Annotated in this window: 12 protein-coding genes; 4 read left to right on the forward strand and 8 right to left on the reverse strand. The window is 67.6% G+C overall.

Annotation, left to right across the window (positions count from 1 at the left end; genetic code table 11):
* The first annotated feature begins 42 nt into the window (after positions 1 to 42).
* The 4 genes from HMPREF3121_RS10650 (at position 43) to HMPREF3121_RS10665 (ending at position 3,049) form a co-directional block, all read left to right on the forward strand.
* On the forward strand, positions 43 to 1,311 hold the full coding sequence (locus HMPREF3121_RS10650; protein WP_209654249.1) for a Na/Pi symporter: 1,269 nt from the start codon (positions 43 to 45) through the stop codon (positions 1,309 to 1,311).
* 29 nt (positions 1,312 to 1,340) lie between these two features.
* Positions 1,341 to 1,616: a hypothetical protein gene (locus tag HMPREF3121_RS10655; RefSeq protein ID WP_070523263.1), complete on the forward strand. Its 276-nt coding sequence runs from the start codon at positions 1,341 to 1,343 to the stop codon at positions 1,614 to 1,616.
* A 234-nt stretch (positions 1,617 to 1,850) separates the two neighbouring features.
* Positions 1,851 to 2,051 carry a hypothetical protein gene (locus HMPREF3121_RS10660; RefSeq protein WP_141743080.1) on the forward strand — a complete coding sequence of 67 codons (201 nt, stop codon included), beginning with the start codon at positions 1,851 to 1,853 and terminating at the stop codon, positions 2,049 to 2,051.
* A gap of 170 nt (positions 2,052 to 2,221) precedes the next feature.
* Positions 2,222 to 3,049 (forward strand): DUF1707 SHOCT-like domain-containing protein, encoded by an 828-nt coding sequence (locus HMPREF3121_RS10665; protein ID WP_246816135.1) that lies wholly within the window; start codon positions 2,222 to 2,224, stop codon positions 3,047 to 3,049.
* 115 nt (positions 3,050 to 3,164) lie between these two features.
* Here the strand turns inward: HMPREF3121_RS10665 and HMPREF3121_RS10670 are convergent, their stop codons facing one another.
* The 8 genes from HMPREF3121_RS10670 to rplK all read right to left on the reverse strand — a co-directional run bounded on the left by HMPREF3121_RS10670 (position 3,165) and on the right by rplK (position 15,687).
* On the reverse strand, positions 3,165 to 7,130 hold the full coding sequence (locus HMPREF3121_RS10670; protein ID WP_070523268.1) for a DNA-directed RNA polymerase subunit beta': 3,966 nt from the start codon (positions 7,128 to 7,130) through the stop codon (positions 3,165 to 3,167).
* Between the two features lie 114 nt (positions 7,131 to 7,244).
* Positions 7,245 to 10,733: a DNA-directed RNA polymerase subunit beta gene (locus HMPREF3121_RS10675; RefSeq protein WP_070523301.1), complete on the reverse strand. Its 3,489-nt coding sequence runs from the start codon at positions 10,731 to 10,733 to the stop codon at positions 7,245 to 7,247.
* Positions 10,734 to 11,110: 377 nt separating this feature from the next.
* A complete protein-coding gene (locus tag HMPREF3121_RS10680; RefSeq protein WP_083291652.1) occupies positions 11,111 to 12,163 on the reverse strand; it encodes a cell envelope lipid trafficking protein PgfA in 1,053 nt (350 codons plus the stop codon).
* A 139-nt stretch (positions 12,164 to 12,302) separates the two neighbouring features.
* Entirely contained in the window at positions 12,303 to 12,689 is a 387-nt protein-coding gene (rplL, locus tag HMPREF3121_RS10685) for a 50S ribosomal protein L7/L12 (protein ID WP_035121373.1), read from the reverse strand.
* A gap of 90 nt (positions 12,690 to 12,779) precedes the next feature.
* The gene (gene rplJ, locus HMPREF3121_RS10690) at positions 12,780 to 13,295 is read right to left on the reverse strand and encodes a 50S ribosomal protein L10 (RefSeq protein WP_070523274.1); all 516 of its coding nucleotides are present in this window, start codon (positions 13,293 to 13,295) and stop codon (positions 12,780 to 12,782) included.
* A 262-nt stretch (positions 13,296 to 13,557) separates the two neighbouring features.
* Positions 13,558 to 14,316, reverse strand: coding sequence for a hypothetical protein (locus HMPREF3121_RS10695; protein ID WP_141743081.1), 759 nt, complete (start codon positions 14,314 to 14,316; stop codon positions 13,558 to 13,560).
* 119 nt (positions 14,317 to 14,435) lie between these two features.
* A complete protein-coding gene (gene rplA, locus HMPREF3121_RS10700) occupies positions 14,436 to 15,152 on the reverse strand; it encodes a 50S ribosomal protein L1 (protein WP_035121382.1) in 717 nt (238 codons plus the stop codon).
* Between the two features lie 100 nt (positions 15,153 to 15,252).
* Positions 15,253 to 15,687, reverse strand: coding sequence for a 50S ribosomal protein L11 (gene rplK, locus HMPREF3121_RS10705; RefSeq protein WP_070523280.1), 435 nt, complete (start codon positions 15,685 to 15,687; stop codon positions 15,253 to 15,255).
* Positions 15,688 to 15,867 lie beyond the last annotated feature (180 nt).

Below are 15,867 nucleotides of genomic sequence, written 5' to 3' on the forward strand. Positions count from 1 at the left end.
GAAACCACCGGGGACACCCGCGAGACCAGGAATAGAGAAACGATGACGACTTCCCGACACCCGGGCGACGACGCCCAGGTTCCGGCCGACGACACCCTTTCCGCAGGCGCCACCGCGACGATGACCGCCGATCACGGCGAGGACGTCGCCGCCAGCGAGGTCCCCGAGGGGCTGCAGCGCTTGCCGAAGTGGGTTCTTACGCTACTTGCCATCGGCACCTTGTACATGCTGATCGTCGCCATCGGCGTCATCGGCGACGGATTCAAGGGCCTGGGCAAGGACGCCGCCGAGGGACTGTTCGACTTCGCCACCAATCCGTTCATCGCGCTGTTCGTCGGCGTGCTGGCCACCGCGATCATCCAGTCGTCGTCGACCACGACGACGCTGGTGGTCACCGCCGTCGGCGCGGGTGCGTTGCCCCTCGAGGTCGCGGTGCCCATGATCATGGGCGCCAACATCGGCACCTCGGTGACGAACACGCTCGCCTCCTTCGGCCACGCCGGCCACAAGGACGAGTTCCGACGCGCCTTCGCCGCTTCGACGGTCCACGACTTCTTCAACCTCTTCGCGGTGATCGTCCTGCTGCCGCTGGAGATCTTCTTCCACCCGATCCAGAAGAGCGCCTCCTGGGTTTCCGACCAGCTCTTCGGCACCGTTCTGCCGGACCCTGGCCAGGCGGATCTCGTCGGCACGTTGACGGACCCGGTCGTCGACGTCATCGGGCTCGACGGCCTGACCGGCATGCTGCCGGGATCCGACGTCATCGCCGGCACCGTGACCATCCTGCTCGGCGTGGCCATGATCTTCTTCGCCGTCTCCTGGCTGGGCAAGATCCTGCAGCTGATCATGGTCGGCAAGGCCAAGACCATCCTGGAGAAGTCCGTCGGCGGCCACCCCCTCACCGCCATGGGCGCGGGCCTGGCGGTCACCGTCGCCGTCCAGTCGTCGTCGGTCACCACGTCGGTGATGGTTCCCTTCGCCGGCTCCGGCGCCCTGACCACGCGCCAGATCTACCCGCTGACGCTGGGCGCGAACGTCGGCACCACCGTCACCGCGCTCATCGCCGCGATGGCCGTCACCGGCGACGGCGCGAAGCTGGCCCTGACCATCGCCCTGGTCCACACTCTGTTCAACATCTTCGGCATCCTCATCATCTACGGGCTGCCGTTCCTGCGCAGCCTCCCCCTGATCGGCGCCGAGACGCTGGCCCGGGTCGCGGCCGAGCGCAAGATCCTGGCGGTCGCCTGGGTGCTGACGGTCTTCATCATCATCCCGGCCCTGACCATCCTCATCAAGGTCCTGTTCACCTAATTCCGCCGACCACGCATCAGGAGCACACCATGACGAACGCCCCCATCCGGAACGAGGAACACCCCGACATCGACACCGCGTCGATCGACGAGCTGGAGAAGATGCTCGCGGACGCCGAAAGCAGCATCCACGCCATCCGCGCCGAGCTCGCCGAGCGCCGCGCCGAGCAGCGCCACGAGCTGATTCAGGCGCTGCCGGACGACATCTCGACGTTCGAGGGCAGCTGGCGCAGCATCATCAAGATTCTTCGCGACGTCATCCGCGAAGAGCGCGAGACGCAGAAGGCCCTCAAGGCCGACCGGTAGCGCGGCGATCCTCCGCCCGCCGCACCATTCGGCGGGCGGGCACATCCCCGCCGGGGGACCGAAACCCGAGCAATGCAACGCCCATCCGCGACACGCGGATGGGCGTTTACTGCGAGTTAACCTTGCGTTTACCTTTTGGTCGGTGTAACTTTGACGGCTAACCCGGATAACCGGGTGTGACCGCCATCGCATGCCGCAATCGCATGCGCTATCTGAAACCAAGAGGTGACCGCCATGTTCGACGTCTACTACAACAATTCCGAGCCGTCCGGCGCCTCGCCGACCGATCTCACCGACGAGCAGCGCCACGCCCTGTTCGTCGCCCAGCTCCAGGTGCTCCCCGACGATTGGTCGCGGGCAAAGTGCTCCTGGTGGGAATTCGGCCGTACGCTGCGCGCCGAGTTCTCCGAACGCGCCGAGCTGCGCGCCGCCTGACGCCGCTGGGCCGGGAACTCCCCGGCCCAGCGCCGCGCGATCCGGCCCGCCCCGCTCTCCGCACTCCGGAGCCCAACTCCGGGACATTCCCGCCCCGCCCGAGCCCTACTCCGGATTCTTCCCTCCCCGCTCGCCCCGCAAATCCGCCGAGTCGAACCTACACTGGCGACATGGATGCGAACGGCACCGACGACACCCGCGCAGACGACGACCCGCGTGACGACGACGCCACCGGCATGGAGCACACCGCGACTCCGCACGCCGCCCACGACGGCGCCGTACCCCCGCTGCGGGCCACCGACGACGAACGACGTCGAGTCGCCGATGAACTTTCCGAAGCGCTCGGCCGCGGCCAGATCGACGTCACGGAATTCGACGAACGCACCAGCCGCGTCTGGGCGGCCCGCACCCGCGACGAACTCACCGGCCCACTGACCGACCTCGTCGCCGATCCCCGCGCCATCATCGACGGCACCACCGATTCCGCATCGGCTGGCGCCGTCTCCCCGTACCGCCCCGCGGCCGCTCCCGCCCCCGGGCCATTCCACGACGTCGCCGGGCCGTCGTCACGCGACCTCGCCGCAGTGTCCAAGCAGCACGTCACCGGCGAAAAGGGCGGCTCCGCCTTCAGTGCCGCGGTCATGTTCGGCGCGGACCGCAACGGAGACTGGCTCTGCCCTCCCACCCACGTCTCCATGGCCGTGATGGGCGGCATCGACATCGACCTGCGCCGCGCCCGCTTCGAATCCCGGCACACGGAAATCGTGGCCGTCGCCATCATGGGCGGCATCGACGTCATCGTCCCCGAAGACATGCGGGTCAGCGTCGAGGGAACCGGCATCATGGGCGGTTTCGACAGCTCCCGCTCCCGCGACGTCGTCATCGCCGGCCACGATCTGCCACCCGACGCGCCGAGCGTCCGGATCACCGGCGTCGCCATCATGGGCGGCGTCGAGGTGCGCCGCGTCCCCCGCCGGGGCGGACTCGAACTCGAGTAAGCGACGGGCGCTGCGCTTACGCCGGCCCCGCGTCTCCCGGCCCATGCGACGACGAAACCCCCGATCCCCGGCATTTTCGCCGGGAGGCGGGGGTTAGTCGTCGTGACGCAGCCGCTTACTGGTCGTACGGAATGTCGTCCAGCGGGACGGCGCGACCGGTCGGCTCGGCGTAGGTGTCCTCCGCACCGTAGAAGCCCTCGCCCAGCGAACCGAACAGGGCGGCGGCCTGACGGGCGGCCTCCTTGGTCGGCTCCACCGCGATGTTGCGGTAACGGGAAATGCCCGTGCCGGCCGGGATCAGCTTGCCGATGATCACGTTCTCCTTCAAGCCGATCAGCTTGTCGGAGCGCTTGTTGATCGCGGCATCGGTCAGCACCTTAGTCGTCTCCTGGAAGGAGGCGGCCGACAGCCACGAATCCGTGGCCAGCGAGGCCTTCGTGATGCCCATGATCTCCAGGCGCATCTGGATGGCCTTGCCGCCCTCGGCGACCGCCTGACGCGACGCGGCCACGGCCTCCGAGTGCTCCACCAGCGAACCCGGCAGGAACTCGGTCGAACCGGAGTCGATGACGGTGACGCGGCGCAGCATCTGACGGACGATGACCTCGATGTGCTTGTCGTGGATGGCCACGCCCTGGTCGCGGTAGACCGACTGGACTTCCTCGATCAGGTGGTGCTGCACGCCGCGGCGACCGCGGATGCGCAGAACCTCGTGCGGGTCCGCGGCACCCTTCATCAGCTGCATGCCCATCTCGATCGTGTCGCCGTCGCGGATGGCGCGGCGGCGGCCGTCGACGGTGATCTCGGCGAGACCCTGGCGCTTCGACAGCTTGTCGAAGACGACCTCGTCGGACCCGTCGTCCGGGACGATGGTCAGCGTGAAGAAGTGGTCGTCCTCCTCCAGGCGCACGCGACCGGTGGCCGTGGCCAGCGGGGCGCGGTTCTTCGGCACGCGGGCCTCGAACAGCTCCTGGACTCGGGGCAGACCGCCGGTGATGTCGCCGCCGACGCCGCCCTGGTGGAACGTGCGCATGGTCAGCTGGGTGCCCGGCTCACCGATGGACTGCGCGGCCACGATGCCCACGGCCTCGCCGATGTCGACCATCTTGCCGGTGGCCATGGAACGGCCGTAGCAGGTGGCGCAGACGCCGGTCGGCGTGTTGCAGGTCAGGACCGAGCGGACCTTGACGGTGTCGATGCCGCGGGACAGCAGATCGGTGATCTCCTCGTCGCGCAGGTCGGTGCCGGTCGGCAGGATCTCGTTGCCGTCGGCGTCGACGACCGGGGCCGCCAGGTAGCGGGCGATCGCCGAGGTCTCGACGTACTGGGCGCGGCGCAGCTCGCCGGTCGGCTTGCCGTCGGCGCCGAGCACGTGCTCGCCGATGGTGACGTCGACGCCGGCGGTGGTGCCGCAGTCCTCCTCGCGGACGATGACGTCCTGCGCGACGTCCACCAGACGACGGGTCAGGTAACCCGAGTCGGCGGTGCGCAGGGCGGTGTCGGCGAGGCCCTTGCGGGAACCGTGCGAGTTGTTGAAGTACTCCAGAACCGACAGACCCTCACGGAACGAGGTCTTGATCGGGCGGGTGATGTACTCGCCTCGCGGGTTGGTGACCATGCCCTTCATGCCGGCCAGGGAGTGGATCTGGCCCATGTTGCCGGCGGCGCCGGACTTCACGATCATCGGGATCGGGTTGTCGTCGGGGTACAGGCCCTCGACCTTCTCGCCGACCTCCGCGGTCGCGGCCTTCCACAGATTGACCAGCGACTCGTGGCGCTCGGCCGCGGAGAGCTTGCCGCGGCGGAACTTCTTCTCGATCGTGTCGGCCTTCTGCTCGTAGGAGTCCAGGATCTCCTTCTTGTTCGGCAGAACCAGAACGTCCGACATGGCAATGGTGACGCCGGAGCGGGTCGCCCAGTAGAAACCGGCGTCCTTGAGCTTGTCGACGGTCTGCGCGACGGTGATCATCGGGTACTTCGACGCGAGGTCGTTGATGATCGCCGCCTGCGGCTTCTTGGCCATGACGCCCTCGACGTACGGGTAGTTCCACGGCAACAGCTCGTTGAACATGACCCGGCCCAGGGTGGTCTTGGTGGTCCAGATCTGGCCCTTCTCCCAACCGTCGGGGAAGTGCTCGGCCTCGACGTCGGCCGGCGGACGCAGGTGCGAGATGCGCACCTTGATCGGTGTCTGCAGGCCGATCGCGCCGCGGTCGTACGCCATGATGGCCTCGGCCGGGGAAGCGTAGATGCCCTGCTCCGGCTGATCCTCGGTGGCGTCGGCGTGGGCGCCCGGCTGCTCGGGCTTCTCCAGCGTCAGGAAGTACAGACCGGTGACCATGTCCAGTCGCGGCATGGCCAGCGGCTTGCCGGATGCCGGCGACAGGATGTTGTTCGAGGACAGCATGAGGATGCGGGCCTCGGCCTGCGCCTCCGCGGACAGCGGGAGGTGCACGGCCATCTGGTCACCGTCGAAGTCGGCGTTGAACGCCTCACAGGCCAGCGGATGCAGCTGAATGGCCTTGCCCTCGACGAGCACGGGCTCGAAGGCCTGGATGCCCAGGCGGTGCAGGGTGGGGGCACGGTTGAGCAGCACCGGGTGGCCGGTGATGACGTCTTCGAGGACGTCCCAGACCTCCGGGCGCTGACGCTCGACCATGCGCTTGGCCGACTTGATGTTCTGCGCGTACTCCTTGGCCACCAGCTCCTTCATGACGAAGGGCTTGAACAGCTCGAGTGCCATCAGCTTCGGCAGACCGCACTGGTGCAGCTTCAGCTGCGGGCCGACGATGATGACCGAACGGCCCGAGTAGTCGACTCGCTTGCCCAGCAGGTTCTGGCGGAAGCGGCCCTGCTTGCCCTTGAGCAGGTCGGACAGCGACTTCAGCGGACGGCTGCCCGGACCGGTGACCGGGCGTCCGCGGCGACCGTTGTCGAACAGCGCGTCGACCGACTCCTGCAGCATGCGCTTCTCGTTGTTCACGATGATCTCGGGCGCGCCGAGGTCGATCATGCGCTTGAGGCGGTTGTTGCGGTTGATGACGCGACGGTAGAGGTCGTTGAGGTCCGAGGTGGCGAAACGGCCACCGTCGAGCTGCACCATCGGGCGCAGCTCCGGCGGAATCACCGGGACGCAGTCGAGGACCATGGCGGCCGGGTCGTTGCCCGACTGCAGGAACGCGGCGACGACCTTCAGGCGCTTGAGGGCGCGGAGCTTCTTCTGGCCCTTGCCGTCGCGGATGATCTCGCGCAGCGACTCCGCCTCGGCGGCGAGGTCGAAGTTGCGGATCAGCGTCTGGATCGCTTCGGCGCCCATGCCGCCGGTGAAGTAATCCTCGTAGCGGTCGACGAGCTCGTTGTAGATGCCCTCGTCGATGACCATCTGCTTCGGCTCGAGCTTGATGAAGGTGTTCCAGATCTCGTCGAGGCGGTCCAGCTCGCGCTGGGCGCGCTCGCGGATGTGCTTCATCTCGCGCTCGGCGGCGTTCTGCACCTTCTTGCGGGCGTCGGCCTTCGCGCCGGCGGCCTCGAGCTCGGCGAGGTCCTCCTCCAGCATCTGGGCACGCTCGGCCAGCTCCTGGTCGCGGTCGTCCTCGACCATCTTCTTGTCGACCAGCATGTCCGCCTCGAGGGTGGTCTGGTCGTTGTGGCGGGCCTCCTCGTCGACGGAGGTGATGATGTTCGCCGCGAAGTAGATGATCTTCTCGAGATCCTTCGGCGCCAGGTCCAGCAGGTAGCCCAGGCGCGACGGAACGCCCTTGAAGTACCAGATGTGCGTGACCGGCGCGGCCAGCTCGATGTGGCCCATGCGCTCACGGCGAACCTTCGACTTGGTCACCTCGACGCCGCAGCGCTCGCAGATGATGCCCTTGAAGCGGACGCGCTTGTACTTGCCGCAGGCGCACTCCCAGTCACGGGTCGGGCCGAAGATCCGCTCGCAGAACAGACCGTCCTTCTCCGGCTTGAGGGTGCGGTAGTTGATGGTCTCGGGCTTCTTGACCTCGCCGCGCGACCAGCGGCGAATGTCGTCTGCGGTGGCGAGCCCGATCCGAAGCTCGTCGAAGTTGTTGACGTCGAGCACCTGTTGTCCCTTTCCCCCGGACGTGGTCACGGGGTTTCGTGAGTGTGCGTGAATGTGCGTACTTGAATTGGGTTGTTTCGTGCGAGCGGGGCGCGCCCGCGCCGAATGCCGCGGTTAGGCGGTATCGACGTCGGAACGCTCGTCGCGCGACAGGTTGATGCCCAGAGAGGCCGTGGCGTGGTCCAGCTCGTCGTCGTCGGTGGAGCTCAGCTCCACCGGGACGCCGTCGGCGGACAGCACCTCGACGTTGAGGCACAGCGACTGGAGCTCCTTCAGGAGCACCTTGAACGACTCCGGGATACCCGGATCCGGGATGTTCTCGCCCTTCACGATCGCCTCGTAGACCTTCACGCGGCCGACGACGTCGTCGGACTTGATGGTCAGCAGCTCCTGCAGGGTGTAGGCGGCGCCATACGCCTGCATGGCCCACACCTCCATCTCGCCGAAACGCTGGCCACCGAACTGGGCCTTACCGCCCAGCGGCTGCTGCGTGATCATCGAGTACGGGCCCGTGGAACGCGCGTGGATCTTCTCGTCCACCAGGTGGTGCAGCTTGAGCATGTACATGTAGCCCACCGACACCGGGAACGGGAACGGCTCACCGGAGCGGCCGTCGATCAGCTGCGCCTTGCCGTCGGCGTTGACCAGGACGTCGCCGTCGCGGTCCGGACGGGACGACGCCAGCAGGCCGGCGAGCTCCTCGTTCTCCGCGCCGTCGAACACCGGGGTCGCCACGAGGGAGTCCGCCGGAACGTCGTACAGCTCCTTCGGCAGACGCTTGGCCCATTCCGGGTCGCCTTCGATGGTCCAGCCGGCCTTCGCCAGCCAGCCGAGGTGCACCTCGAGGACCTGGCCGATGTTCATTCGGCGGGGCACGCCGTGGGTGTTCAGCAGGATGTCGACCGGCGTGCCGTCCGGCAGGAAGGGCATGTCCTCCTGCGGCAGGATCTTGCCGATGACGCCCTTGTTGCCGTGGCGGCCGGCCATCTTGTCGCCGTCCTGGATCTTGCGCTTCTGGGCGACGTAGACGCGGATCATCTCGTTGACGCCCGGGGCCAGATCGTCGTCGTCCTCGCGGGAGAACACGCGGACGCCGATGACCTTGCCGGACTCGCCGTGCGGCACGCGCATCGAGGTGTCGCGCACCTCGCGGGCCTTCTCGCCGAAGATGGCGCGCAGCAGGCGCTCCTCCGGGGTCAGCTCGGTCTCGCCCTTCGGGGTGACCTTGCCGACGAGGATGTCGCCGTCGCGGACGTCGGCGCCGATGCGGACGATGCCGCGGTCGTCGAGGTCCTTGAGCATGTCCTCGCCGACGTTCGGGATCTCGCGGGTGATCTCCTCCGGGCCCAGCTTGGTGTCGCGGGCATCGATCTCGTGCTCCTCGATGTGGATCGAGGTGAGGATGTCCTCCTCCACCATGCGCTGGTTGAGGATGATCGCGTCCTCGTAGTTGTGGCCTTCCCACGGCATGAACGCCACGAGCAGGTTCTTGCCCAGCGCCATCTCGCCGTTGTCGGTGCCCGGGCCGTCGGCGATGACCTGGCCGGCCTCGACGCGGTCGCCCTCGTCGACGAGCGGCTTCTGGTTGTAGCTGGTGCCCTGGTTGGTGCGCTCGAACTTGCGCAGGATGAACGTGTGACGCTGGCCCTCATCGTCCATGACGGTGATGAAGTCGGCGGACACGGTCTCGACCACGCCGTCGCACGGGGCGATGATCAGGTCACCGGCGTCGTAGGCGGCGCGCTGCTCCATGCCGGTGCCCACGAACGGGGCCTCGGCGCGCAGCAGCGGCACGGCCTGACGCTGCATGTTCGCGCCCATGAGGGCACGGTTGGCGTCGTCGTGCTCGAGGAACGGAATCATGGCGGTGGCGACCGACACCATCTGGCGCGGTGACACGTCCATGTAGTCGACCTCGGTGGCGCGGACGACCTCGACGTCGCCGCCCCTCTTGCGGACCGGCAGCGTGTCGTTGACGAACTGGCCGTCGGCGTCGACGGGCGTGTTCGCCTGGGCGACGACGTAGCGGTCCTCCTCGTCGGCGGTCAGGTAGTCGACGTCGGTGGTCAGCTTGCCGTCGACGACGCGACGGTACGGGGTCTCGATGAAACCGAACGGGTTCACGCGGGCGTAGACCGACAGCGAACCGATCAGGCCGATGTTCGGGCCTTCCGGGGTCTCGATCGGGCACATGCGGCCGTAGTGCGACGGGTGGACGTCGCGGACCTCCAGGCCGGCGCGCTCGCGCGACAGGCCGCCGGGACCCAGCGCGGACAGGCGGCGCTTGTGGGTCAGGCCCGACAGCGAGTTGTTCTGGTCCATGAACTGCGACAGCTGCGACGTGCCGAAGAACTCGCGGATGGCCGCGGAGACCGGACGGACGTTGATCAGGGTGGTCGGCTGGATCGACTCGACGTCCTGGGTGGTCATGCGCTCGCGGACGACCCGCTCCATGCGCGACAGGCCGACGCGGACCTGGTTCTGGATGAGCTCGCCCACGGTGCGCAGGCGACGGTTGCCGAAGTGGTCGATGTCGTCGACCTCGACCGGGACCTCGCGGCCGTCCGGGGAGGTCATGGTCTTCTCGCCGCCGTGCAGGCGCACGAGGTACTCGATGGTGGTGGCGATGTCCTGCTCGGTGAGGACCATCTCGCCGACGCCGTCGCCGCCGAGGCCCAGCTTGCGGTTGACCTTGTAGCGGCCGACCTTGGCCAGGTCGTAGCGCTTCGGCTTGAAGAAGTTGTTCTCCAGCAGGGCCAGCGCGGACTCGCGCGTCGGGGGCTCGCCCGGGCGCTGCTTGCGGTAGATCTCCAGGAGGGCTTCGTCGGTGTTGGCGACGCCGTCCTTCTCGAGGGTCGACATCATGATCTCGGAGAAGCCGAAGCGCTCCTTGATCTCTTCCGTGGTCCAGCCGAAGGCCTTGAGCAGCACGGTGACCGGCTGGCGGCGCTTGCGGTCGATGCGGACGCCGACGGTGTCCCGCTTGTCGACGTCGAACTCCAGCCACGCGCCGCGCGACGGGATGATCTTCACGGAGTGGAGGGGGCGCTCGGTCGACTTGTCGATGGTCTCGTCGAAGTAGACGCCCGGGGATCGCACGAGCTGCGACACGACGACGCGCTCGGTGCCGTTGACGATGAACGTGCCCTTGTCGGACATCATCGGGAAGTCGCCGATGAAGACCGTCTGCGACTTGATTTCGCCGGTCTCGCGGTTGGTGAACTCGGCCGTGACGTACAGCGGCGCCGAGTAGTTGATGTCCTTGTCCTTGCATTCGTCCACCGTGTTCTTCACGGAGTCGAACCAGGGGTCGGACAGGGTGAGGGACATCTTCTGCGAGTAGTCCTCGATCGGGGACAGCTCGTCCAGGATGTCCTCGAGTCCACTGGTGACCTGAGCCCCTTCACCGAGTTCCTCCTGGCGGCGGGCGCGCCACTCGGGCGTGCCGATGAGCCATGCGAACGACTCACGCTGCAGATCGAGAAGACCCGGAACCGGAATCGGCTCGCTGATCTTCGCGAAAGAGTACCTCTTCGAAGCTCCGGGAATACCGGCCACTGCCTTGGTCTGGCGGGAGACTGCCAAGATGGGTCCTTCCAGCACCTCACGCGGGTGGGGCGCCGGCAACCGGTGGCGCGCCCTTCCGCTTGGTTTTAAGCGTTTGGTTTGCAGGAATCACACGGTGGCGGGCAGAGCCTTGCGGACGATGCTCGTCGGGAACGGGGCGGGGGTGGCAAAACACCAGTTCATGGGCTTTGCGACGCCACCGTGGTTCCAGACGGCACGTCAAGTGGGGACACTACGACACACCTAATTCCAGCGCAACGACTCAGCCTATACCATCACAGGCCGCAAGTCCACCGGATATTGCGTGCGCGTGTCCGGCCGACATCCGGACGGTGAGCGTTCGATGTCGGCGAGGTGTATTCGACGGGACCCGGGGCCGCCGGATCGGAGGCGGGGTGAGCGGCCGGATCGGATCAGGGCCGGGGCGCTGGATCGCCGGCCTCGAGGGTCCATTTCCGTTCGCGGGTCTTTTCGCCCGCTGCACCGCCGCGCCGTTTCCGGTCGTTTTCGCGGGTGCGTTCGTCGGGCCGGAAGGCGCCGACGGTTCCGCCGAACGCCAAGATAGCACCGATCACCAGAAGCGCAATCGACCACGGGCGCACGGGCGTCGTGTCGGCGACGTCGAGCGCCTGCTGCAGCAGTCGGGCCGAGGCCTGTTCATCGACGCCGCCGACGAAGCGCAGCAGCGTGCGCAGCCGCTCCCCCTCGCGGGTCTCCCAGCGCAAGTCCAGGTCCTCGTGGATGCCCACGACCATGCCGCTGTCCGGTTCGACCAGCCAGTCGCGGGTGCCCTGGTACATGAGGAAGCCCGTCTTGTCGTCGGCGAAGATCTGCGACATGTTCGACCGGTACAGCGCGGCCAGGTTCGTCGGTTCGATGGTCTGGCGGTAGCGCATGACCTCGTTGCCGCCGATGTCCTCGGTGCCCGCGTACTCGGCGGGCACGGTGCGGCGCAGGAAATCGTCGAACACCGGGTAGGTTTCCTCGCCGGCGCCGGCCGGGAACTTCACCCAGTACCCCTCGACGGGCACCTCGATGGGCACGCCGGCCATCTGGTCGGTGAGCATCGCCGGACCCAGGAATTCGCCACCAAGACGGTCGATGGTGAACGTCCAGATCGAGGCGTCGACGAGTTCGAGGATCGGGTCGGTGCCCATCACCTCGGGCGGCAGCTCGCGGGTCGTCGCGGCGCCCAGGCGCACCGACACCCGCTGCTCGTCGGCGGGCTGGATCAGCTCGCCATGGAACTGACGCCGAACCGGGCCGACGGCGTCTTCCCTGCCGCCGTCCGGCGACAGCTTCGTGGAGACCGCATCCTCCGCCCGCAGGGTGTATGTGGTGTCCGGCAGATCCAGGGGGATCTTCGGATCATCGGAGATCAGGCGGGGCAGGAAAGCGCCGGCGGCGATCATCGCCGCGCCGAGACCGATGATCAGGACGGCAATGATGCGCGAACGGGGAAGCATGCGCACCATCCTACTCAGCCGTCACTTCCCCACCGCACGAATACCCCATGCAAAATGACCGGACCCCGCCGGCATGCGATTGGCATGCGGGCGGGGTCCGGCGAAAAAGCTGGCGCGGGGATGCCGCGGCGCAGGTTCCTTACTTGAGGGAAACCTTGGCGCCGGCCTCCTCGAGCTTGGCCTTGGCGGCCTCGGCGTCGTCCTTGGACGCACCCTCGAGGATCGCCTTCGGGGCGCCCTCGACCATCTCCTTGGCCTCCTTCAGGCCCAGGCCGGAGACGAGCTCGCGGACGGCCTTGATGACGCCGATCTTCTTGGCGCCGGCGTCCTCGAGCACGACGTCGAACTCGTCCTTCTCCTCGGCGGCGGCGGCACCGGCGTCGCCGGCACCGGCGGCGGCCACGGCGACCGGAGCGGCGGCGGTGACGTCGAACTCCTCCTCGAACGCCTTCTTGAACTCGGTCAGCTCAACGAGGGTCATCTCCTTGAACGCCTCGAGCAGCTCCTCGGTGGTGTACTTAGCCATGATGTGTCTCCTGTGAAGTCAAGTGCGGCGTGAACCGCGGGGTGCGGGCCCGGTCGGGGCACGCGGTGTGGGGTCTGTGGTGCCGGTGCTCTACTGCTTCTTCTCCTCGAGCGCCGCGGCGAGGCGGGCGACCGAGGAGGTGGGGGCATCGAGCAGGCCGGCGACGTTCGCCAGAACGCCATTGAAGGCACCGGCCAGCTTGGCCAGAGTGGTCTCGCGGTTGTCCATGTCCGCGAGGGCCTGGAACTGCGCGGCGTCCATGGCCGCGCCATCCATGTAGCCGCCCTTGATCACGAGGTTCTTGTTGTCCTCGGCGAACTTCTTGATCGCCTTGGCCGCGTCCACGGCCTCGCCCTTGATGAAGGCGACGGCGGTCGGTCCGTTGAGGTGCTCGTCAAGACCCTCGACGCCCGCCTCGGCGGCGGCGAGCTTGATCATGGTGTTCTTGGCGACGGAGTACTTCACGTCGGCGCCGAGGGCGCGACGCAGCTCGGTGATCTCCGCGACGGACATGCCGCGGTACTCGGTGAGAACGATGGCGTTCGACTCGTCGACGTCCTGCTTGAGGGCCGCGACGGCCGCCTGCTTAACGGCGTTGACTGCCATGGGTACTCTCGCCTCCTTCCTGATGTGTCGTGGGTTCGACGCCGGATTCGGTGCGAAACGACGAAAGCCCCGGGCGCAAAACGGCCGGGGCGTGAAAAGAGGCGCGGCGATTCCGACGCGGTTTCACGACTCCAAGTCATCCTGCGCGGGCCGTCAGCGTGTGCGCTGAACCTTCATCCTGGAAACCAGGAAACCGGCGGTCTTCGGTGAAACTTGAGTCTCCGACTTCCCGAAGGAGCCGGTCAAACTTCATTGCGGAACCTTACACGCCGGGGTCCGCATCTCCAAAATCGTCGGCGCGACCGGTCTTGCGGTCTCCCCCGCAGCCGGGCCCCGACGTGGCACCCGCCCCGCCCGTCGCTTGTCGCCCCGACTCACGGTTCAGTTCCGCTGCCCGGGTCAATTCCTCCGCGATGCGCCGGTCGTCCTTTTCGCGACCGTGGACGGCGATTTCGACGTCGGCGAAAAAGCACAGCAACTCGGGGTCGCCGGCCATGAGCACCCGGTCGGCGAACCGTCCCGGCAGCCGGGGAAACGCCAGGGGGTGAGCGCCCGGCCCGACCGCGTCGAGCACCGCCACGGCGAGCTGCAGCCCGGTGGCCAGCACCCGGTCGGCTCCGTTCACCCGTTTGTGCAGATGCTTGACGACGTCGCGCAACTCCACCGCGTCCATCCGGACCAGTGCCCTCAGCACCCGGAGCACGACCACCCGCGACGCCGCATCACCCGCCAGGGCCCTGTCGACCGACTCCTCCAGCAGCGTCGCCACCGGACCGTCGTCGCCGAGGCCCAACCGCACTTCCGCGAGAAAAGGCTCGGCCGCCACGCGAACCGACGGCAGATCCCGGACATCGTCGTCGAGTCCGGCGAGAGTAGCTTCCAGCTCCTCGAGCACGAACCCCGAACCGTCGTCAAGCTCCGCCAACCGAAGGATCGCCCGAAGCGCGGACGCCTCGCGGGCCCCGCTCTCCTCTCGATCCCCTCGGGGCTGACCCCCGGGTCGGCCGGAACTAGTGTGCATGGGAAAAACATATGCGCCCGACGGGGCCGCGGGGGCCGGAATGACGCAAAAACCCGGCCCGCGCGAAAAAGCGCGGGCCGGGTCCGGAGCCGAAGCGGGGCATCACCCCCGCAGGAGACTTACGCCTCCTCGGCGCCCGTGTAGTTCTTCACCACGGAGGAGTCGACCGGGATGCCCGGACCGTTGGTGGAGGACAGGGTGATCTTCTTCAGGTACTTGCCCTTGGCCGCGGACGGCTTCAGGCGCAGCAGCTCGTCGAGCAGGGCGCCGTAGTTCTCGGCCAACTGCTCGGCGGTGAAGGAGGCCTTGCCGATCAGGGCGTGCAGGTTCGACGCCTTGTCCACGCGGAAGGAGATCTTGCCGCCCTTGACCTCGGTGATGGCCTTGGCCACGTCGGTGGTCACGGTGCCGGTCTTCGGGTTCGGCATCAGGCCGCGGGGGCCCAGGACGCGCGCGACGCGACCGACCTTGGCCATCTGGTCCGGGGTGGCGATGGCGACGTCGAAGTCGGTCCAGCCGCCCTGGATCTTCTCGATCAGCTCGTCGGTGCCCACGAAGTCGGCTCCGGCCTCCTCCGCCTTGGTGGCGTTCTCGCCGGCGGCGAAAACGGCGACGCGGACGGTCTTGCCCGTGCCGTTCGGCAGGGAGACGGTGCCGCGGACCAGCTGGTCGGCCTTGCGCGGGTCGACGCCCAGGCGGATGGCGACGTCCACGGAAGCGTCGTACTTCTGCGAGGAGGTCTCCTTGACCAGCTTGGTGGCCTCGATCGGCGAGTACAGACGACCGGCGTCGATCTTCTCGGCGGCGGCCTTGTAGGCCTTGGACTGCTTGCTCATGGTGATTCCAATCTTCTCGTTGGAGTTGTGGTGCGGGCCGAAGCGGGCCCTGCCACGGTCAATGGACGCCACCCCGGGGTGCGGGGCGGCGCGGGGGGGATTACTTGCCCTCGACGACGATGCCCATGGAGCGGGCGGTGCCGGCGATGATCTTCGCACCGGCCTCGATGTCGTTGGCGTTGAGGTCCGGCTTCTTCTGCTCGGCGATCTCGCGGCACTGGTCCATGGTCACGGTGCCCACCTTGTCGGTGTGCGGGACGCCGGAGCCCTTCTGCAGGCCGGCGGCCTTCAGCAGCAGCTTCGCGGCCGGCGGGGTCTTCAGCGTGAAGTCGAACGAGCGGTCCTCGTAGACGCTGATCTCGACCGGGACGACGTTGCCGCGCTGGTTCTCCGTGGCGGCGTTGTACGCCTTGCAGAACTCCATGATGTTGACGCCGTGGGCGCCCAGGGCCGGGCCGACCGGCGGGGCCGGGTTGGCCTGGCCGGCCTGGATCTGCAGCTTGATGATCGCCTGGAGCTTCTTCTTCGGGGGCATCGGGGACCTTCTTCCTTGTTACCGGGCTCGCCGCCGCCATGATGCCGGGGCCTGCGGCCACCCGTCCGGATGCCGACCGCGCACGGCCAGCCACCGGGGATGAAAAAAATTCGTCGCGCGCCGGTTGGCGCGCGACGGATGACGTTACCCGGCTACGGCCCGCCGCCAAAATCGCGGCGG

Origin of the sequence: Corynebacterium sp. HMSC11E11 (assembly GCF_001807025.1) — a bacterium.
Taxonomy (GTDB): domain Bacteria; phylum Actinomycetota; class Actinomycetes; order Mycobacteriales; family Mycobacteriaceae; genus Corynebacterium; species Corynebacterium freneyi.

Excerpts from the sequence above, each read along its gene's own strand:
- rplK (WP_070523280.1), bottom strand. The coding sequence starts at position 15,687 with ATGCCCCCGAAGAAGAAGCTCCAGGCGATCATCAAGCTGCAGATCCAG.
- HMPREF3121_RS10695 (WP_141743081.1), bottom strand. The coding sequence starts at position 14,316 with ATGCACACTAGTTCCGGCCGACCCGGGGGTCAGCCCCGAGGGGATCGA.
- rplA (WP_035121382.1), bottom strand. The coding sequence starts at position 15,152 with ATGAGCAAGCAGTCCAAGGCCTACAAGGCCGCCGCCGAGAAGATCGAC.
- rplJ (WP_070523274.1), bottom strand. The coding sequence starts at position 13,295 with ATGGCAGTCAACGCCGTTAAGCAGGCGGCCGTCGCGGCCCTCAAGCAG.
- rplL (WP_035121373.1), bottom strand. The coding sequence starts at position 12,689 with ATGGCTAAGTACACCACCGAGGAGCTGCTCGAGGCGTTCAAGGAGATG.
- HMPREF3121_RS10680 (WP_083291652.1), bottom strand. The coding sequence starts at position 12,163 with ATGCTTCCCCGTTCGCGCATCATTGCCGTCCTGATCATCGGTCTCGGC.
- HMPREF3121_RS10655 (WP_070523263.1), top strand. The coding sequence starts at position 1,341 with ATGACGAACGCCCCCATCCGGAACGAGGAACACCCCGACATCGACACC.
- HMPREF3121_RS10650 (WP_209654249.1), top strand. The coding sequence starts at position 43 with ATGACGACTTCCCGACACCCGGGCGACGACGCCCAGGTTCCGGCCGAC.
- HMPREF3121_RS10660 (WP_141743080.1), top strand. The coding sequence starts at position 1,851 with ATGTTCGACGTCTACTACAACAATTCCGAGCCGTCCGGCGCCTCGCCG.
- HMPREF3121_RS10665 (WP_246816135.1), top strand. The coding sequence starts at position 2,222 with ATGGATGCGAACGGCACCGACGACACCCGCGCAGACGACGACCCGCGT.